The following is a 21,134-nucleotide window of genomic DNA, read 5'->3' on the forward strand; positions in this document are numbered from 1 at the left end:
AGGCTGAAATGCAACAACAAAACTTAAGCAGTACCGCCGACGGTCAGATTATCCAGTTTCAGGGTTGGCTGACCGACACCGACCGGCAAACTCTGACCTTCTTTACCGCACACGCCGACGCCTTTATCGAGCGCCAGATCGTTACCGACCATAGAAATCTGCTGCATGGCTTCAATACCGGAGCCAATCAGCGTTGCGCCTTTCACCGGTTTAGTGATCCGGCCTTTTTCGATCAGATAGGCTTCTGAAGTCGAGAACACAAATTTACCCGACGTGATATCCACCTGGCCGCCACCGAAGTTTGGCGCATACAGACCAAATTCCACGCTGCTGATGATATCTTCCGGCGTCGATTTCCCGGCAAGCATGTAGGTGTTGGTCATACGTGGCATCGGCAGATGCGCATAAGACTCACGGCGGCCGTTGCCGGTCGGCGCGACACCCATCAGGCGCGCATTCAGTTTGTCCTGCATGTAACCTTTCAGCACGCCGTTTTCGATCAGTACGTTGTACTGGCCCGGCACACCTTCATCATCAATCGCCAGTGAACCGCGCAGACCCGGCATAGTGCCATCATCGACCACGGTACACAGTTCAGACGCCACCAGTTTGCCCATCTGGCCGCTGAATACTGACGTGCCGCGACGGTTGAAATCACCTTCCAGACCGTGACCGACCGCTTCGTGCAACAGCACGCCCGGCCAGCCTGCACCGAGTACTACCGGCATTCCGCCAGCCGGAGCGGCTACCGCGGTCAGGTTCAGCAGCGCCATGCGCACAGCGTCACGGGCGAAAGCTTCGGCACGAACTTCGCCGTTAACGGTTTCCAGGAAGTAGTCATAACCGACACGACCGCCGCCGCCGCTTGAGCCGCGTTCGCGACGTCCGTCCTGTTCGACCAGAACGCTGACAGACAAACGCACCAGCGGACGGATATCCGCCGCCAGCGTGCCATCCGTCGCCGCAACCAGCACGGTTTCGTACACGCCGGTAATGCTGGCACTGACTTCCTGCACGCGCTTATCTGCCGCACGGGCAATTTTGTCTACACGGTGCAGCAGGTCGATTTTTGCTTCACGCGGCAGGCTTTGCAGCGGATCCAGCGGAGAATAAAGAGATTTGTACGCAATTTCGCCCAGCGTGTGCGCTTTGCCATTGCCCTGCTCGCGAACAATGCTGCGGGCTGCGGTTGCGCTGAGATTCAGGGCATTCAGGGTAATCTGGTCAGCATAGGCAAAACCGGTTTTTTCACCGCTTACCGCACGGACGCCGACGCCCTGATCGATATTGTAAGAACCATCTTTGATGATGCTGTCTTCGATAACCCAGGCTTCGTGGAAACTGGACTGGAAAAAGAGATCGGCATAATCAAGGCGACGTTCAGACAACTGGCCCAAAACGGAAAACAAATCCTGATGACTCAGATTATTAGCAGTTAGTAACTGCTCACTGACTAAGGCCAGACTCATAAATGTTCACTCTCTTTTTAGACGAAAATCCGGCGGGCTGAGCGTTATAAAAACGTCAACCCGCCGGACAATCCATTGTTACAAGGTTATTTACAGCCTAACACAGCCCGAACGAGGTTTCCTGCCACCTTCGCCGGTGGCATTACTGAGCGGCAGCGGCTTTTGGATGTTCTACCGGTTTACGCAGAATTTCGTTGATGTGTGGATCTGCGATAGTGCCGCTAATCTGATAGCGAATCAGCGAAATTTTATTCCACAGCGGCGCCAGCACTTTACTGGCAGCAAATACCGCCACGCCCACCACAGGGTTGATGACGAAGGCAGTGGCCACGCCGACGGTCGCTGAGATTTCAGGCGCGATAACCGCTTCCAGATCGAGGCGCTGATTAACAAAATTCACCTGACCGGTAATGGCAATATCTGCTTCCAGACCGTCAACCAGCAGATCATCGGTATGCAGTACGCCGTCTTTAATCCAGGCGGTGGATTTGATCGAATCGAAATAGAATCCCTGACCGAAGGTATCACTGAAATCGAGGCGCAGTTTACGCAGCAAGGCGTCGAAACTGACCAGACGCAGCAATTGCCCGGCCCGGCCGGTGCCGACATCAGCGATTTCGCCTTTGCCCAGCGTGTTTTTCAGCGTGCCGTTGAGCGTGCTGATATCCGGTTTCCACGGCACGGATTTCCAGTGCAGGTCGAAGTTAATGTCGAACGGCGCGCCTTTCAGTGGCGTGGTCACACCAAAGAATGACATCGCCTGTTCAATGTTTTTACCCGCCAGTTTGCCTTTCAGGCCGGTACTTTCGCCCTGTGCGTTCTGCTTCCAGTCGCCCTGAACGTTGAGGCGCGCTACGCCGGTGTCGATCAGGCCGTTGCGCAGCATCAGCTGATCGCCCTGCGGGGTGAGATCGGCGTTCACTTTGCGGAAGTTCTGTCCGAGGAACCAGCAGGCCTGGCAACGCAGTTGCAGCGCAGGCCAGTTAGCGAAGGAAATCTTACTGGTCGCGAACGGATTTCCGCCCGGCTGACCGCTGCTGGTAACATCAGCCACGGTCCATTGCGGATTGAAATACACATATTTCAGGTTCGCCAGCCACGGTCCGTTGTCATTCATATTCAGCTGACCATCAATTTCTTTGCCTTTGGCGATGATTTCCATTCCCTGACGCCCCTGCACCGAAGTCAGGGCCAGATCATTCCACACCTGTCCACCCAGCGTCAGTGCTGGCGTAGTCAGGGTTATCTGATGCGGGAAGCTGAAACCGGCCATTTTGCTGCTGTTGCCCCGGGTGCTTTGCGCCGCTTTATCCGGCGAGAGCAGGCCCAGCCAGTTTTCGCCATCCAGCGGCGGCAGATTAAGTGTCAGGCTGCTGTCTGCCGGCAGGGGTGGCGTTTTCTTCGCGTTAGCCTGCCAGGATGCGCGATCCAGTTTCAGCTGTTTGCCCAGCAGCCAGCGGCTGTTGAAGCGGTCTTTTCCGGCCAGTACGCCTTCCAGATTAAAACTGTGCAGATCGCCTTTCACATTGACCACCAGCGGCATTGCGTGCCCGGCCTTTTTGCTCAGCGGATCGGGTAAGTGACTGCTCACATCTTTCAGGTCGGCGTTCACATCGACGGTATAAGTCGGAGTGCCTTTGTGCGGCAGCGTGATATTCACATCGCCTTTCCACGGTGTACCGCCAGAAATTTTGCTGGCTACCGCGGCCGGCAGACCCGGGATTTTTGCCAGCTGCCAGTTAGCATCCAGACCAACCTGCACCTTAAAGTCATCCGCCAGTTCCTGCGTGCTGAACATCACATTTACCGGCTGGCCGAACCATTCACCGGTAAGACGGTTACTTTGCAGGTTGCCGTTGTCATAGCTGAACTGACCGCTGAGATGGCTGATTTTGCTGTCCAGCGGTTTAATAAACAGACTGTTGTCTTTTAACGTTACCCCGCCTGAGGCACGAACCATCTCACCATCCAGCGGAATATCCAGATGTAAGCGACCATTCACTTCGCCGCCAATCTGCAATTCCTGTAGCGCCGAACCCAGCGAATCATGCAGCGGCGTACCCATGAAGTAGTCGCCGATATCTTTGCCCTGACCGCGCAGGTCGGCATCGATAAACAGCTTTTCTTTCAGGTAATCAGGAATATTGGCGACCACATTGTTGCCATCAACATTGCCCAGTCTGGTGTGCGCGGCTTTCATAAACAGGCCGTCATTGAGGAAATCGAGATCAATATCCAGATCAGTCAGTGCCGGCCAGCCTGGCTGGAATTCGAAAGTTGAGTGGCGCAAAGGCACCCAAACTTCAAACTGCCCTTCGTTCTTTTTGAACGGAAAATCATGCGGATTGCCGTTGAACGTTAACGTCGCGTTATCGACCTGACCGGCCTTTATGGCACCGCTCAGATAATCCACCAGATGTTTACCCATCAGCGGCTCAGGGAAATAGCGCCACGCCTGTCCGGCGTCATATAAGCGGATACCCGCCAGAATATTCAGCCACGGCTCGCCTTTAACGGGCTGGTGGTAACGGAAGTCGCCTTTCGCCCACAACGCGTTAGCCTGGACGTCCACATCTTTGCCCGACAGCGCCCAGCCGTCCTGAGTGTTAGTCCAGTTAAATGTCCCGGTCGCGGCGCCTATCTCCAGCGGCGCACGGAACATGTCGCCATAAGGTAAGACGCTGTCTTTGAGATTCACCGCCAGCTGGCCGCCCGCCACGCTGCCTTTGAGGCTGCCGCTGAAATGACTGACGCCCGGCAGCATCTTCCAGAGCTGCCAGCTGACATCGTGCCAGCTTGCATCAAAGCGGGTCTGATCCGGCTGTTTGATCGGGATATCCAGCGCGAGCCTGTCGACGTTACCGGCAGGTTTTAAATCCTGCCAGCGTTCCAGCAAGGCGGGAGTCAGGAATGAGAAGGTCGGGATCACCGGTCCTAAACGTTCGAGTTGCAGATTGGCGCCACGGATACGCAATTCTTCGCCCTGCGAGGGGCCGAGGAAATCATTATTTTCAGGCAGATAAAGCGCTTCAAGGCGACCTTTTGGCCACGCAACGCCATCCGTTTTCAGATTCAGCTGCTGCGTGCCGACCTGCCAGCCATTTCCCTGACGGCTGCCGTGCAAAGTGAGATTATCAACATCGAGGCGGTGCTCATCGTCGCCGGTTTTCCAGGTCGCGGAACCCGTTTTCAGCAGCGCATCACCGGCATAAATATCGCCATTGTGGACCGTCAGCCACGCCGCCAGGCTAAAGTTAGCGCTTTCCAGACCGGTGTTACTGCGCAACCATCGGCTGAACCACGGTTTCATATCAATATCATCGGCTTGCATATAAATCTTGCCGTTATTGAGCAGACCGTTTGAGTCGTTGAGATCCATACGCAGTTGCACAACGCCGTGCTGACCGTTAAAGCTCGAGAGGCTGAGCTGCCCTTCGGCGCGGTGGCGGTTACGGCTGTTCAGCCAGGTGAGCTGGGGAATATCGAATTCGGCACGCGAACCGGAAGGCGTAGGGAACGTAATGCGGCTGTTGCGCAGGTCAAAATGGTCAACCTGACGCAGAAAAATATCGCTGACACGACCGGGCTTGATGCCGTTGCCTTTATTGGCCTCGCCACCGAGCGGGGTGTTTAAATCCAGTTGCAGGTTATAGAAAGTGAGATCGCGGAACTGCCAGCGAAAATGCAGCAGTGATTGCCAGACGTCCAGCGCCATCGTGATGCGCTGAACCCGCCATTTGGCCTCGGGTAATGTGACCTGAAGACCACGGACTTCCATGATCGGGCCAAAGGTTTTCCAGCTGGCGCTGATTTGCGACAGTTCAATCGGTACGCCGGTGACCGCCTCTACTTTCCCGACCAGTTGATCCTGAAAGCGGCTAAGCTGCGGCAATGCGAGACGCAAGCCGCTGATCACCAAAGCCACTATCACGACAAGGGTTGCGCTGGTGGTTAATAAAATACCGGGCAGTCGCCTCAAACCTCTCTCCTTGTTTTCCATTCCATGCTGGTTTCACCCGCACAGACGGCAATGGAAACCTTTAACACCCAGATGCTTCAAGCCAGTCATCCGCAGATCACATCATGACGACGTCGAACTGTTCCTGACTGTAGAGCGGCTCAATCTGCACCTTAACCTGCTTACCGACGAAGATTTCCACTTCGGCCAGCGCATGGGATTCTTCTCCCTTGAGGGCTTCCCCCACGGCAGCAGACGCGTAAACCAGGAAACGGTCGGAATCGTAGGCATGATGCACACGTACGATCTCACGCAGAATTTCATAGCAGACGGTTTCAACGGTTTTCACCGTACCGCGTGCATGGCATGTCGGACAGTCGCTGCACAGAACATGCTCGACGCTTTCACGCGTACGCTTACGGGTCATTTCCACCAGACCGAGCGCAGAGAAACCGTGAATGCCGGTCTTCACGCGGTCTTTCGCCAGCGCCTGCTCCAGGCTGTGCAATACGCGACGGCGGTGATCTTCATTCGACATATCAATGAAGTCGATGATGATAATGCCGCCGAGATTACGCAGACGCAACTGACGGGCAATCGCCTGTGTCGCTTCGGTATTGGTGTTGAAAATAGTGTCTTCGAGATTGCGATGGCCGACAAACGCACCGGTATTGATATCCACGGTGGTCATGGCTTCGGTCTGATCGATAATCAGGTAGCCGCCGGATTTGAGTTCCACCTTGCGCTCCAGCGCACGCTGGATTTCATTCTCAACATCGAACAAATCGAAAATAGGTTGCTTGCCGCTGTAATGCTCCAGCTTGCTGGTCATTTCAGGCATGTATTCGCTGGTGAATTCCACCAGCAATTCGTAGGTCAGACGGGAGTCAACGCGGATACGATCCAGCGCTTCACCGGCAAAATCACGTAAAACGCGATGCGCCAGCGCCAGTTCGCCATACAACTTGCACTTGGTTTTGTTGCGACGTTTACGCTCCATCACCTTAGTCCACAAGCGTTTTAAGTAGGCGGCATCCTGCTTAAGTTCTTCTTCGCCCACGCCTTCGGCGGCGGTACGAATAATGTAACCACCGTGCTCGTCGCAATATTCGGAGACGATACGTTTCAGACGGTCGCGTTCCGCTTCGCTTTCAATACGCTGGGAAACCCCAACGTGAGAAGCCCCGGGCATGAACACCAGATAGCGGGAAGGCAACGTAATGTCAGTCGTCAGGCGCGCGCCTTTGGTACCCAGCGGGTCTTTCACCACCTGCACCATCAGATCCTGGCCCTGATGCACCAGCTCTGCGATATCACGCACATGGAAATTTTTCTGCTCATCACGCGCCACACATTCGGTGTGAGGCATGATGTCTGAAGCGTGTAAGAACGCTGCTTTCTCAAGGCCGATATCCACGAATGCTGCCTGCATACCTGGCAGAACCCGGCTGATACGTCCTTTATAAATGTTGCCGGCAATCCCGCGTTTGGTCTCACGCTCAATATGGATTTCCTGCAGAATGCCACCGTCAATGTAGGCCACGCGGGTTTCAGACGGGGTGACATTGACCAGTAATTCAGCTGTCATGTTTTCTCCTAAGCTCGCGTAAGGCAGAAAATTCATTTAGCAGTTCCTGAGTTTCCACCAAAGGAAGACCCACAACTGCATAGTAACTGCCGCGAATTTCACGGACGAAACAACCGCCCTTTCCCTGAATACCATAAGCGCCCGCTTTATCCATGGGCTCACCGCTCAGAATATAGTGTGCAATGTCGTCGGAGGATAGTGAACGGAAAGTGACATCTGTCACAACCAACGTATTGAGACAATCCTGCCGGTCGGCAAACGCAATCGCGGTCATCACCTGATGCTGTCTGCCAGACAATGCATTAAGCATAACAGCCGCTTGCGCTTCGTCACGTGGCTTTTCCAACACGTTACCGTCAAGTACCACAATCGTATCTGCGCCCAGCACCGGCAAATCTTCTGCTGCTACCGCCACACCGGCCTGCGCCTTGTCTTTCGCCAGCCGCAAAACATAATCTTGCGGCGCTTCGCCGGGCTGACGTTCTTCTGCCACGTCCGTAGACAGGCGCTCGAAAGGCAACTCCAGCAACGTCAGTAATTCACGGCGGCGCGGTGACCCGGAGGCCAGATAAAGTGCGGTCATAACATCCTCACTGCACGGCAAACTGACGACGAATTTTACGCATCAGCAGGAACAGCCATGGCCACAGAACACCGTCAACCACACTACTCCAGAAAACTTCAGGCCGGAACGAAACGTTAACGACCAGGAATTCACCCCAGAACACCATCACGTCCACGGCCAGTGAAAGCACCATGACAATCAGCGCCTGTTGCCAGAGCGCCAGATTGCGGAATAACTGGAATTTGAACGCGACCAGATAGGCGGTGATAGCAAATGCCAGCGCCCGGATGCCGAGCGTCGATCCCAGGATCAAGTCCATGATGAAGCCGACAATAAAACCGGTACCCACGTTGACGCGATGCGGTAACGCCATCACCCAGTAAATCAGGATCAGCATCAGCCATGACGGCCTGAACATGTAAATTTGTTCCGGCCACGGCATGACCTGCAACAGCATGGCTATTAAGAAGGATAGCCAAATAATCCAACGCCCGTGGCTCCGGTAACTGTTCATCGTGTCGCTCCCTGAACAGCAGGGGTGCTGACAGGCGCGGTCACCGTACCGGTAGCCGGTGGTGGAACCGGTGCAGGAGGCCCCATATCACCCGGAGGTGGCAGGACTTGCGGCATCATTTGCATCAGACGTTCGTTGGCGACGCGATGGACTTCGTCAGGCGGCAGAGGATGTTCACCATTACGGTCGGAACCCCATAACAGCAGCAAATAACGCAGACGTTGCAAACCGGCGGTCGGACGCGCCTGGATCACGGTATACGCACGCTGGTTGTCCACTTTAACAGAGGACACCACACCCACCGGATAGCCTTCAGGGAAACGGCCGCCAAGACCTGACGTGACCAGCACATCGCCGACACGAATGTCGGTATTGCTTGGCAGATGCTCGAGTTGCAGGTCATCGGCACAGCCGCTACCGGCTGCAATCACGCGGATATCGTTACGCAGCACCTGAATCGGTAATGCGTGCGACGCATCGCAAATCAGCAATACGCGGCTGGTCAGAGCGGCAACGGCAACAACCTGACCGACAACACCTTTGTCGCTGATCACCGGTTGCCCGATATAGACGCCATTGTTGCTGCCTTTGTCGATCACCACCTGATCACTGTACGGATCGTTGCTGGTAGACAGAACCTGCGTCACCATCTTGTGCTCGTCCTGACGCAACGGCGACCCTAACAGTTCGCGCAGACGGGCGTTTTCTTGTTTGTATTGGCCAAGCAGCATCAGATCGCTGTTTTTCAGCAACAGTTCCTGACGCAAAGCGCGGTTTTCGAGCTCCATCTGACCACGAGTGGCAAATGTTGAAGAGACCTGATCTAAGAATTCACGCGGGGCATTGGACAAAAAATAGAAGGGACTGACGGCAGTATCCATATAGGTGCGAATTTTAACAAACGTACCTATTTTACTGTCGGCAACAATCAGGACAATGGCCGTGAGAATAGCCAAAAAAAGTCGCAGTTGCAGGGAAGGTCCCCTGCTAAAAATTGGCTTCATAAAATATGCGAGTTCCTCGGCAACAGAAGGTTTCAGCCAGTCGAAGTAAAGACTTCCCCTGACAGAAAAGGCGGCAATCTCATGGGATAGACAAAACACCGGCAAAGCGTTTATCGCTCAGCCAGTGTTTGCGCGGATCCACATTGAACACTGCACACTTCACGTTGCAGGTTTTACCTGACGGACAACCACCTTCCCGGGCAGACTGATTTTGTTCACTACGACAAGGCTTGCTGACAACAAGCCCTGCCCAAAACCACAAGTCTTCGCTCAGATTACTCTTCGCTGAATAAGTCGCCGCCGTGCATGTCGATCATTTCTAATGCTTTACCACCGCCGCGGGCTACGCAAGTCAGCGGATCTTCTGCGACGACAACCGGAATACCGGTTTCTTCCATCAGCAGACGATCCAGGTTACGCAGTAATGCGCCACCGCCGGTCAGTACCATGCCGCGCTCGGAAATATCAGAAGCCAGTTCTGGCGGGCACTGTTCCAGTGCAACCATCACCGCGCTGACGATACCGGTCAGCGGTTCCTGCAGGGCTTCCAGGATTTCGTTGGAGTTCAGCGTGAAGCCACGTGGAACACCTTCAGCCAGGTTACGGCCGCGAACTTCGATTTCGTGCACTTCATCGCCAGGATAAGCAGAACCAATGCTGTGCTTAATACGTTCGGCAGTCGCTTCACCAATCAGTGAACCGTAGTTACGACGAACGTAGTTAATGATAGCTTCGTCGAAACGGTCGCCACCAATACGTACAGAAGAGGAATACACCACGCCGTTAAGGGAGATCACCGCAACTTCCGTCGTACCACCACCGATATCCACCACCATTGAACCGGTCGCTTCAGATACTGGCAGACCTGCACCGATTGCCGCAGCCATCGGTTCTTCAATCAGGAACACTTCACGCGCGCCTGCACCTTGTGCAGATTCACGGATAGCACGGCGTTCAACTTGCGTTGCACCGACTGGCACACACACCAGCACGCGCGGACTTGGGCGCATGAAGCTGTTGCTGTGAACTTGCTTGATGAAGTGTTGCAGCATTTTCTCAGTCACGAAGAAGTCGGCGATAACGCCGTCTTTCATTGGACGAATGGCTGCGATATTGCCAGGAGTACGACCCAGCATCTGTTTAGCGTCGTGACCAACAGCAGCAACGCTTTTAGGTGAACCAGCACGATCCTGACGAATAGCCACTACAGATGGCTCATTCAACACGATGCCTTGTCCTTTTACATAGATAAGGGTATTGGCGGTACCCAGGTCGATGGACAAGTCGTTGGAAAACATGCCACGAAATTTCTTAAACATAACGAAAGGATAATCCTGCAAGCTGGGGGCGGAAAATAAAATCCGCCTACTTTACCAACCACGCGAAGCAGCGACAAGGCGCAAAAACGTCCTGCTTCCGTGAAAATTGTCAGCGATGTCGCCATTCACTTGTTGTTACTTTTTGAGGCTGATGGCACTGCGAAATAATTCTTTATCGCAGGCTCGGTTTACCTCGGGCAGGCACCCAGGCGAAGTAGCAACACCGCACATAAATTCTTACACTTTTACCGAAATTTTCCGCTCATCTGCGGCCTGATAATAAGCACCGGAGGCCAGGCAAGGGAGTCGGTCAAAAGCTGGCTCATTCTACGTTAAATAATCCCATAACGGTCACTTAAACATCGCGGTTATGTGAATATTTTTTACCGACCGGGTCAACAGGCTCCGGCACAGCAAATAAATCGCCCTGACCGCCGTGGATCCCACTTTTCAGCAGGACGGCCCACTCCTCTTTTGTCCTCACTCCGGAGGCAAAAACCAGGGCCTGAGTTCCTTCACATGCACTGAGCAAACTTTGTACAAAAAGCTGATTTTCCACCCTTTTATCAATATCGCGCACTAACCCCGGGTGAAGCTTGACTCTCTCCACCGGGAAAGTTTTCAGATAAGAGGTGCTGACGACCGACAAACCTGCCTGCGTCACGGCCAGACGACAGCCTAAACCTTGCAATAGCCTGATAGCCGGACGCAGCCGGTCGGTATGTTGACAGAGATCTGCCTCTGCAAGTTCAATCAAAATTCGATTTCGTTGGGTTCTTTCGCACTGAAGCAACGTATCGCGCAGCCAGCGAACAAACGAGCGCTGCAATAATGAATCAACCGTCAGGTGAAATGCCAACGTTTCATCCGGCCAGCGGTTAAGTAACGGAATAATCTGACTTAACATGACCCGGTCAAAGCTCTGAGACAGGCCAAACTGAACCACCAGAGGAATAAATTCTGCGGCCAGCAGTTCCTGTTCTCCGTCAAAGACGCGACGCTGCACTTCCCGGTGGTCAAGCTTGCCGCCTTTTGAGAATGACGGTTTCTGGTATAAACGCGGGCCGCCGCGCGCCAGGGTATTCTCCAGCAAAGTCCGCCAGCGCACGCTTCCCCGGCCCTTTTCCGGCACATTTTTATCGTAGATAAACCAGCTGTTACTTCCCTGGAACGCCGCGTGGCGGGTGGCCTGCTCAACCATATCCATGACCTGATCCGGCGTCTGCCCGAAACGGTACGCACTGATGCCGATGTACATCAGTGCGTCGCGGTCGATCAGCGAAGACGTCGGCAACACGCCCAGCGCATTCACCAGCTGGGCCGCCATCACTTCCGCTTCTTTCAGGGTGCGATGCGGCAGCAGCACCGCAAAATCACTGTGGAAATAGCGGGCCAGTAAAGCGTCAACGTGGCGCATAACAAACGTCGATAATAAATTCACCATCGCCGAACGTAGTTCTTCAACCACCGCCTGACCGTGGGTCTCGCGCATCATATCGAAATCAGGTAAACGCAGCAGCATCACCACGCCATGCGCGCCCTTTTCTTCCAGCTGTGTGGCGAGCTGGTTATCAAAGAACAGGCGGTTACTCAGCCCGGTTTGTGCGTCCTGCTGCGCATACGCGCGTATCAGCGTGTCCACGCGGCTACGCTGTTCACGGGCTTCGTTCAGGTCAGTCAGCAACACATCGATAGCACTGCTGGCAGAATGAGGCCATTCACCAACATCACCGGTCAGACCCTCGCGTTCTCCGCGTAAAATGCGCACTGCGCGGTCTTCCAGTTTTTCCACGCCATCGGTTTCCTGGCGCAGCCAGCGGAAACTGAGCATCAGCATGCCCAGCATCACCAGAATGGCGAGACCAATCGCAAATGTTGAGCGCAGGGAGCGGATATAAGTGCTGATCGGATCGATATAGGACATCTGCAGAGACATCGCATGGTTCTGCATCAGCGGGAAAATTGCCGTCTCGAATTCAGGGATTACGCTGTCCCAGGAACGGCGTAAATTAGGCTTTTCATGATACTCATAAACAGTGGTGTTATTGAGTTTGAGCTCAACATCCGTGATATCAAGCATGCGCATCGCAGGTGGCATCCAGCGTTCGGCTTCCGCAGGGGTATGGGTCAGAAGCGCCTGATCATAGGTCGCCGCCAGCGCCTGAAGATGTTGCTCTGTACTTTGTTTATTGAGATAGAGAAAACTGAAAGTGACGCCCAGCAACATCAACAGCATTGCCAGCGCGACTAACATCGAAATCAGTGCCGATAGTCTGGTAGTAAATCGCATCCCTGTGCCTTACTCGCTACGGTTAGGTGAACACAAACCCGTTGTCTGAGCCTGCTGCGTAAAAACGCCGCTACTATAAAACAGAAAAAGGGAGGGACTAGAGAAATTTACGAAAAAGGATTACTCGCATATTTCGTTATTTCTGCCACATCGGGCACCATTTCATTCCTTTATCAGGCCGAAAAGTGCCCTTTGCATACATTGATAGCATAGCAACGCAAAAAACAATCAATTCAGAATTCTTATGCAAATGGATAAAAATCAGCCAAAGGCGTTTTTTTTAAAATCGGGTATTTGCAGGGTTCATCTCGCAAAACCCCCAATTTCACGCCATGCTCTGTCTATAACCATAAAAATGAACCATATAAAAGAGAATGCCGGAGAATGCTATGTTCAAACCCCGCAAACTAACTGAAGCCGATGTCACACCCGAAGACATCTTCCATGACCGGCGCAAAGTATTACAGGCGCTGGGTATCAGTGCGGCGGCACTGGCCATCCCGCAAGATGCCCGGGCTGATCTGCTTTCCTGGTTTAAAGGCCATGACCGCCCGTCTGCGCCTGCGGGCAAGCCGCTGGATTTCACCAAACCAGCCGCATACCAGAATGATCTGCCGCTGACACCGGAAGATAAGGTGTCCGGCTATAACAATTTCTATGAATTCGGACTGGATAAAGCGGATCCGGCAGCGAATGCCGGGCAACTGGTCACATCGCCATGGACGTTAAAAATTGAAGGTGAAGTCGCTAAACCGATGACGCTGGATATGGACGACATTATGAAGCGTTTCCCGCTCGAGCAGCGGATCTACCGCATGCGTTGCGTCGAAGCCTGGTCAATGGTGGTGCCGTGGGTCGGATTCCAGCTCAGTGAAATACTCAAACTCGCCGAGCCGACCAGCAATGCGCGTTATGTCGCGTTTACCACCTTATATGACCCTGAACATATGCCGGGGCAAAAAGACCGGTTTATCGGCGGCGGGCTGAATTACCCGTACGTTGAAGGATTGCGTATAGATGAAGCGATGAACCCGCTGGCGATGATGACGGTCGGCGTGTATGGCAAGGCACTTCCGCCGCAAAACGGCGCGCCCATCCGCCTGACCATTCCGTGGAAGTACGGCTTCAAGGGGATTAAATCCATCGTGAACATCAAATTCACCAAAGATGAGCCGCCGACCACCTGGAACCAGATTGCCTCGAATGAATACGGATTTTACGCCAATGTGAACCCGCAAGTTGATCACCCGCGCTGGTCGCAGGCGACGGAGCGATTTATCGGTTCGGGCGGATTGCTCGACGTGCAGCGTCAGCCAACCTTACTGTTCAACGGTTATGCCGAACAGGTGGCGTCGATGTATCACGGTATGGACTTGCGTAAGTTCTATTAAGGAAGGGGAAGCTTCACCTATGCGTCGTTTAAGCCCTGCAAATATTACCTGGCTGAAGGTGATCATCTATCTTTGCGCCATTTTGCCTTTTTTCTGGATTGTGCTTTCGATTAATCAGGGCTGGTTCAGCGCCGATCCCGCTAAAGATATTCAGCATTTTACCGGTAGGATGACTCTGAAATTTTTACTGGTCACTCTGCTGGTTACGCCTGTCGCACGTTACGGAAAACAGCCGCTGCTGATCCGCACCCGTCGTTTGCTGGGTTTATGGTGTTTCGCGTGGGGAACGCTGCATCTTCTCAGCTATTCCTTCCTTGAACTGGGCATCAGTAATCTTCGCCTGCTCGGCAGTGAACTGATATCACGCCCGTATCTGACGCTCGGTATCATCTGCTGGGTTCTCCTGCTGGCACTGGCCTGCACTTCTCCCATGTGGGCACAGCGCAAATTGGGGTCAAAATGGCAGAAGTTGCACAATTTCATTTATCTGATCGCGGTACTTGCGCCGATCCACTACCTTTGGTCGGTAAAAGTGTTATCGCCGCAACCCGTCATTTATGCATTACTGGCGGTGATCTTGTTGGCATTTCGTTATAAAAAATTCCGCCAGTGGCTGCGATAAGCGGTGGAACTTTTCTGTGTTCTGCCCCTCATAATTCCGGCAATCACACTCACATTCTCCGGGCGAGGGTTGATTATCTTCGCTGATAAGACCAGTATTTAGCTGCGAATTGCCACGATATCATTATAATGCCCGACCTCATGCTGAAGAGACGGGTCGATTTGCCGCGAAATAGGTGACAAATCGGTGACATCAGGGTATTTTCTACAATCTTTGTCTAATTGCCGGAGATAGGCTCACAATGGCGCATAAGTTTGACATTTTGCTACTGAACGGTCCTAACCTGAATTTGTTAGGCACCCGTGAGCCTGAAACGTACGGACACACCACGCTCAACGATATTGTTAAAGGTTTGGAAGTTCAGGCTGCTGCTGCTGATGTAGCACTCAGCCATCTGCAATCCAACGCAGAACATGTCCTGATTGAACGCATTCATCAGGCACGCGGAAACGTCGATTTTATTCTGATCAATCCCGCGGCCTTTACCCATACCAGCGTGGCGCTGCGCGATGCATTACTGGGGGTGTCGATTCCGTTTATCGAGATCCATCTGTCGAATGTACATGCCCGCGAAGCGTTCCGGCATCATTCCTATCTTTCCGACATCGCAGTGGGCGTTATTTGCGGACTTGGCGCAGATGGCTACCACTTTGCATTACAGGCAGCGGTTAATCGCTTGTCAAAAACCCACTAATTTCTACGCAAAAAGAGTACGGAATCACACCCATGGATATTCGTAAAATTAAAAAACTGATCGAACTGGTTGAAGAATCAGGCATTTCTGAACTGGAAATTTCTGAAGGCGAAGAATCAGTACGTATCAGCCGTGCTGCACCTGCGCAGGCTTATCCAATGATGCAACAGGCTTATGCTATGCCTGTACAACAACAGCCAGGTCTGGCTGCTGCGGTCGCGCCAGCTGCTGCGCCTGCAGAAGCGGCTCCGGCTGCCATCAGCGGTCATATCGTTCGCTCACCGATGGTAGGTACCTTCTACCGTACGCCAAGCCCGGACGCTAAAGCCTTCATCGAAGTGGGTCAGAAAGTGAACGCCGGCGATACCCTGTGTATCGTTGAAGCGATGAAAATGATGAACCAAATCGAAGCAGACAAATCCGGTGTTGTTAAAGCAATTCTGGTAGAAAGCGGCCAACCGGTTGAGTTCGACGAGCCGCTGGTCGTCATCGAATAACGAGGCGTACCATGGTAGATAAAATTGTTATCGCGAACCGCGGCGAGATTGCCCTGCGTATTTTGCGTGCCTGTAAAGAAATGGGCATCAAAACCGTTGCTGTGCACTCCACTGCTGACCGTGACCTGAAACACGTGCTGCTGGCAGACGAAACCGTCTGTATCGGTCCTGCACCTTCAGTAAAAAGCTATCTGAACATCCCTGCCATTATCGCGGCGGCAGAAATCACTGGAGCGGTGGCTATTCACCCTGGCTATGGTTTCCTGTCCGAGAATGCTGATTTTGCAGAGCAGGTTGAGCGTTCTGGTTTTATCTTCATCGGCCCGAAAGCTGAAACTATCCGCCTGATGGGTGACAAAGTTTCTGCGATCCACGCGATGAAAGCGGCTGGCGTACCCTGCGTACCTGGCTCTGACGGCCCGCTGGGCGACGACATGGACCAAAACCGTGCCTTCGCTAAACGCATCGGCTATCCGGTCATCATCAAAGCTTCTGGCGGCGGCGGTGGTCGTGGTATGCGTGTTGTGCGCAGCGACAAAGACCTTGAGCAATCCATCAACATGACCCGTGCGGAAGCCAAAGCGGCTTTCAACAACGACATGGTTTACATGGAAAAATACCTGGAAAACCCACGTCACGTGGAAATTCAGGTACTGGCTGACGGTCAGGGCAATGCGGTTTATCTGGCTGAACGTGACTGCTCTATGCAGCGTCGTCACCAGAAAGTCGTGGAAGAAGCGCCAGCACCGGGCATCACTGAAGAACTGCGTCGTTTCATCGGCGAACGTTGTTCAAAAGCCTGTGTGGATATCGGCTACCGTGGCGCAGGTACTTTCGAGTTCCTGTATGAAAACGGTGAGTTCTTCTTCATCGAAATGAACACCCGTATCCAGGTTGAGCATCCGGTTACCGAGATGATCACTGGTGTGGATTTGATCAAAGAGCAGCTGCGCATTGCGTCCGGCCAGCCACTGTCGATCAAACAAAGCGAAGTGAAAGTCAAAGGCCATGCGGTGGAATGCCGTATTAACGCGGAAGACCCTAACACCTTCCTGCCAAGCCCGGGCAAAATCACTCGTTTCCACGCACCTGGCGGCTTCGGTGTTCGTTGGGAATCGCACATTTACGCAGGCTACACTGTGCCTCCGTACTACGATTCCATGATTGGTAAACTGATCACTTACGGCGAAACCCGTGAAGTGGCGATTGCCCGCATGAAAAATGCACTGGCAGAACTGATCATCGACGGCATCAAAACCAACATTGATCTGCAAATGCGCATTATGGACGACGAGAACTTCCAGCACGGTGGGACTAACATCCACTATCTGGAGAAAAAACTCGGTCTGCAGGAAAAATAATTCCTCGATAAAACCTCAACGAATCCGTTGAGGTTTTTTTATTTATATTGATATAAATAATATATTCATAAAATCTCGACTAATAAATCTATAGTTAAAACCGCCTTGTTAATCTGCTAATCTTCCGACCCCATCATTTAGAGCAAGGAAGAGTCAATGCATATTAAAAAATTATCCAAAAGGAATCTATTATTCACATCCGTAATATCATTACTTTCAGTTACGGCCTGCACGTCATCTTTTGCGGATATGGCAAGTCCATCACAAAACTGGTGGGATAATTATTCTGACAGCGAAGGATTCAGGGAAGCCTTATTTGAATTAGGCACCACCCCAGTTGAATTAAATGCAGATATAAAAAACACGATTGCCAGGGGGAATAATGTTAACGACCCCTTATTCTGGCTGAAAAGAAATCTCGATATATACCCTGCTGACAACGAAAATGCTTACAATATTCCCGTAACAGAAATTCATAGCCAGGGCAAAAACAGAACCGGTGCAAACGGGCGCAATGGTTATTTCCTGACCCGCGATTTCGCGACTGCTGGGCAAAACATCAAACTCATGGTCGGTGAGATGCCTCAGGGAGTGTCTTGCTCCATAGCAACCGGGGTGGGCTTTGCCAAAGAAAACCATATGTTGGATTCTCAAGGTCTGAAAAGTGCTTCAGTCAATACCTACACATTAAAGCAGGATGGAACAATATTATTAGCCTGCAACGATCAAGATATTACAATGCCTAATGTAGATAAGGCCGTTAATATTGAAATTCTGGAAGGCGGTGTCAAACAACCCTTCTTTATTTTCGGACAAAGTACACAGGCAGACTGGAAAACATTAAGCCAGAGCAATTCTAAATCGGGTCAGATATTTATGTTCTCGGGTCGTTCCAGAATGAATGTAAAGACCGCAATTGCTAAAAAATCGGCTGATACAAATATGGTTCATTCAATGAGCCAATATCTGGCGATGACAATTAAGGATGACTCGCTTAATGGCTTTGACGGTACTGATCCTTTAAACCAACCATCTCGCGGTTTAATCGTCGCCACATATAATGACTGTTGCTACGCTACCGGTGGTCAGGGCTTTACCGCAATAGGGTTCAACAGCAAGCTTGCCGACGATACTGACTGGGGCGACTGGCATGAATTTGGTCATCACAACCAACAGGGTTGGTCATGGTCGGCATTAAATGAAGTGACGGTGAATCTCTACTCTGTCGCAAACTGCACCCTTTTACGCGGAGAAGCACCTACCCCCTCGTGCCATTCTAATAGCAATATAAAAGCGTTAGACTGGAGCACTTACGCTGTCGGGAACTTTATTGCTTCCGGGGAACATTATAACTTTGATAATTCGGGGTCTGGCACCGAATTTAAAAGGGCGACTCTGTTTGCCCAATTGCTCTTCAGCTACCCGGAACTTTATCCGCAATTAGGTAAAGCGTTCCGCGAAGAATACAACTACGCTAAAAACCGCTCCAACCTCGATTCTTCTCAGGAGTTAAAAGATTGGTTTGTAGTGAATACCAGTAAGTATTCTAAGAACGATCTTCGTGAGTTTTATGACCACTGGGGACTCACCTATTCTTCGCAAGCCAGCGATGCGGTAAACGCAATGAAACTGCCGAAACCTTATCAACCCGCACAAACACAAGAGATAACACTTAACAGTGATTATTCCTCTTCTTATACCACCACAACTATGGTTGATCCTGTTGCTAAAAATATTGGCTTCGTTCTGCCAACCTCAGCCCAGGGGCCAACATCATTAGTGTGGAGCAAATCAGGCGACACGCAGTTTTATGCAGATGTGACCGACAGCCAGCAGCGCGCATTTAGAGTAAAACTTCACGGCAAAAAATCCGTAGGACAATGTGCAAATTATACCCTCAACTCTGCTGCTAACTGTGTTTCCGGCTCAACAAGCTTCCTGCGTTTCGATTTCCGCAAAGAGGATAACACTCAGCTTCCGGCGGGCACTTACCATGGAACAACACATTTATCAGGCCGTGACTGGCATAAGCCAACATGGGCTTCTGAGATAAAGATCAACCTTAATATCGTCAAATAATCCTGCCTGCCAGGTGAATTCCTCGCCTGGCAAATAGTTACTGCGAAAAATGCCATAATCCGTAAAATCCCCCCTTATTTTCAATTTACGGTGAACCTATGGATCAACGTTTCTTACAAGCCAACCGCGAAGCCCGCTGGGCGTTTGGGCTGACGATTGCCTATCTGCTGGCATGGAGTTTTGCCGCTTATATTCCTGACGATATACAGGGCATCACCGGCCTGCCGCACTGGTTTGAAATGGCCTGTCTGCTGGTACCGCTGATATTCGTTCTTTTAAGCTGGCTGATGGTTCGCGTGATTTATCGCGATATTCCGCTGGAGGATCATCATGCAGACTGAAGTCTTGTTGCCACTGATTGCCTATCTGCTGCTGGTATTCGGGCTGTCTGTGTATGCCTACACGCGTCGCGAACAGGGCAACTTCCTCACCGAGTATTTCCTCGGTAACCGCTCGATGGGCGGCTTCGTACTGGCCATGACTCTTACCGCTACCTACATCAGCGCCAGTTCGTTTATCGGCGGTCCCGGTGCTGCATACAAGTTTGGCCTTGGCTGGGTGTTGCTGGCGATGATCCAGCTGCCTGCTGTCTGGCTTTCACTGGGCGTGCTGGGCAAAAAATTCGCCATTCTGGCGCGCCGCTATAACGCAGTTACCCTGAATGACATGCTGTTTGCGCGCTACCAGAGCCGCCTGCTGGTCTGGCTGGCAAGTCTGAGCCTGCTGGTGGCATTTCTGGGTGCGATGACCGTGCAGTTCATCGGTGGTGCGCGTCTGCTGGAAACCGCCGCCGGTATCCCTTACGACACCGGTCTGCTGATTTTCGGCATCAGTATCGCGCTGTATACCGCGTTTGGTGGCTTTCGTGCCAGCGTGCTCAATGATGCCATGCAGGGGCTGGTGATGCTTCTGGGTACCGTTTTGCTGCTGGTGGCGGTGATCCATGCCGCCGGAGGGCTGCACAGTGCCGTTGATAAACTTCAGCAAATCGACCCGAAACTGGTTTCCGTTCATGGCGGAGATGACGTGCTGTCGCTGCCATTCATGGCCTCGTTCTGGATTTTAGTGTGCTTTGGCGTGATTGGCCTGCCGCACACTGCCGTGCGTTGTATCTCATACAAAGACAGCAAAGCCGTGCACCGCGGCATTGTGCTGGGCACGATTGTGGTCGCCGTACTGATGTTCGGTATGCATCTGGCTGGCGCACTCGGGCGCGCGGTTTTACCTGATCTGAAAATTCCCGATCAGGTGATCCCGACGCTGATGATCACCGTGCTGCCACCTTACGCCGCCGGGATTTTCCTGGCCGCACCGATGGCTGCCATTATGTCGACCATCAACGCACAGCTTTTACAGTCATCAGCGACTATCGTTAAAGACTTATACCTCGGCATTAAACCGGAGCAGTTAACCAACGAGCGTAAGCTGAAGCGGTTCTCGAGCTGGGCGACCTTTGTGCTGGGATTGCTGGTATTACTGGCCGCATGGCGTCCGCCGGAAATGATTATCTGGCTGAACCTGCTGGCGTTTGGCGGGCTGGAAGCGGTGTTCCTGTGGCCGCTGGTGCTCGGTTTGTACTGGGAGCGCGCCAATGCTGCCGGGGCGCTGAGCTCAATGATTGTTGGCGCAGTTTGTTATACCCTGCTTGCCAGTATCGACCTGCATATTGCTGGTCTGCATCCGATTGTGCCGTCGCTGTTGCTGAGCCTGCTGGCGTTTTATGTCGGCAATAAGTTTGGTAAACAGCCACGCGAAACCGTACTCAAGCCGTCCTGACCGGGCG

The 21,134-nt window shown here is 52.5% G+C and carries 16 protein-coding genes; 8 read left to right on the forward strand and 8 right to left on the reverse strand.

Annotation, left to right across the window (positions count from 1 at the left end; translation table 11 throughout):
* Positions 1-23 precede the first annotated feature (23 nt).
* From tldD to csrD, 8 genes are all read right to left on the reverse strand, one after another.
* Entirely contained in the window at positions 24-1,469 is a 1,446-nt protein-coding gene (gene tldD, locus ACM615_RS16800; protein WP_112290424.1) for a metalloprotease TldD, read from the reverse strand.
* A gap of 142 nt (positions 1,470-1,611) precedes the next feature.
* Positions 1,612-5,448: an AsmA2 domain-containing protein YhdP gene (gene yhdP, locus ACM615_RS16805; protein WP_132966289.1), complete on the reverse strand. Its 3,837-nt coding sequence runs from the start codon at positions 5,446-5,448 to the stop codon at positions 1,612-1,614.
* Between the two features lie 97 nt (positions 5,449-5,545).
* Positions 5,546-7,015 (reverse strand): ribonuclease G, encoded by a 1,470-nt coding sequence (gene rng, locus ACM615_RS16810; protein WP_112290421.1) that lies wholly within the window; start codon positions 7,013-7,015, stop codon positions 5,546-5,548.
* Positions 7,005-7,598, reverse strand: a complete 594-nt coding sequence (locus ACM615_RS16815) for a Maf family protein (protein ID WP_112290419.1) — start codon at positions 7,596-7,598, stop codon at positions 7,005-7,007. Before ACM615_RS16815 ends, rng begins: the two co-directional genes overlap by 11 nt.
* A 7-nt stretch (positions 7,599-7,605) precedes the next feature.
* On the reverse strand, positions 7,606-8,094 hold the full coding sequence (gene mreD, locus ACM615_RS16820) for a rod shape-determining protein MreD (protein ID WP_112290418.1): 489 nt from the start codon (positions 8,092-8,094) through the stop codon (positions 7,606-7,608).
* Entirely contained in the window at positions 8,091-9,098 is a 1,008-nt protein-coding gene (mreC, locus tag ACM615_RS16825; protein WP_112290416.1) for a rod shape-determining protein MreC, read from the reverse strand. The genes mreD and mreC overlap by 4 nt, the downstream gene beginning before the upstream one ends.
* 275 nt (positions 9,099-9,373) lie before the next feature.
* Entirely contained in the window at positions 9,374-10,417 is a 1,044-nt protein-coding gene (mreB, locus tag ACM615_RS16830; RefSeq protein ID WP_013577291.1) for a rod shape-determining protein MreB, read from the reverse strand.
* A gap of 355 nt (positions 10,418-10,772) precedes the next feature.
* Positions 10,773-12,707, reverse strand: coding sequence for an RNase E specificity factor CsrD (gene csrD, locus ACM615_RS16835; protein WP_112290414.1), 1,935 nt, complete (start codon positions 12,705-12,707; stop codon positions 10,773-10,775).
* 389 nt (positions 12,708-13,096) lie between these two features.
* Here csrD and msrP point away from each other — a divergent pair, with 389 nt between their 5' ends.
* The 8 genes from msrP to panF all read left to right on the forward strand — a co-directional run bounded on the left by msrP (position 13,097) and on the right by panF (position 21,127).
* A complete protein-coding gene (gene msrP / locus ACM615_RS16840; RefSeq protein WP_112290413.1) occupies positions 13,097-14,098 on the forward strand; it encodes a protein-methionine-sulfoxide reductase catalytic subunit MsrP in 1,002 nt (333 codons plus the stop codon).
* 19 nt (positions 14,099-14,117) lie between these two features.
* Positions 14,118-14,720 (forward strand): protein-methionine-sulfoxide reductase heme-binding subunit MsrQ, encoded by a 603-nt coding sequence (gene msrQ, locus ACM615_RS16845; RefSeq protein ID WP_112290411.1) that lies wholly within the window; start codon positions 14,118-14,120, stop codon positions 14,718-14,720.
* Between the two features lie 241 nt (positions 14,721-14,961).
* Positions 14,962-15,414 (forward strand): type II 3-dehydroquinate dehydratase, encoded by a 453-nt coding sequence (gene aroQ, locus ACM615_RS16850; protein ID WP_013577295.1) that lies wholly within the window; start codon positions 14,962-14,964, stop codon positions 15,412-15,414.
* Positions 15,415-15,446: 32 nt separating this feature from the next.
* Positions 15,447-15,911, forward strand: coding sequence for an acetyl-CoA carboxylase biotin carboxyl carrier protein (gene accB, locus ACM615_RS16855; protein ID WP_013577296.1), 465 nt, complete (start codon positions 15,447-15,449; stop codon positions 15,909-15,911).
* A gap of 11 nt (positions 15,912-15,922) precedes the next feature.
* Entirely contained in the window at positions 15,923-17,272 is a 1,350-nt protein-coding gene (gene accC / locus ACM615_RS16860) for an acetyl-CoA carboxylase biotin carboxylase subunit (protein ID WP_112290409.1), read from the forward strand.
* A gap of 156 nt (positions 17,273-17,428) precedes the next feature.
* Positions 17,429-19,351, forward strand: a complete 1,923-nt coding sequence (locus tag ACM615_RS16865; protein WP_431012212.1) for a M60 family metallopeptidase — start codon at positions 17,429-17,431, stop codon at positions 19,349-19,351.
* 98 nt (positions 19,352-19,449) lie between these two features.
* Positions 19,450-19,692, forward strand: a complete 243-nt coding sequence (locus ACM615_RS16870) for a YhdT family protein (protein WP_431012213.1) — start codon at positions 19,450-19,452, stop codon at positions 19,690-19,692.
* Positions 19,682-21,127 (forward strand): sodium/pantothenate symporter, encoded by a 1,446-nt coding sequence (gene panF, locus ACM615_RS16875; RefSeq protein WP_431012214.1) that lies wholly within the window; start codon positions 19,682-19,684, stop codon positions 21,125-21,127. The genes ACM615_RS16870 and panF overlap by 11 nt, the downstream gene beginning before the upstream one ends.
* The last annotated feature ends 7 nt before the right edge of the window (positions 21,128-21,134 follow it).

The sequence above is a fragment of the Rahnella sp. PAMC25617 genome (assembly GCF_050606005.1).
Classification (GTDB): domain Bacteria; phylum Pseudomonadota; class Gammaproteobacteria; order Enterobacterales; family Enterobacteriaceae; genus Rahnella; species Rahnella variigena.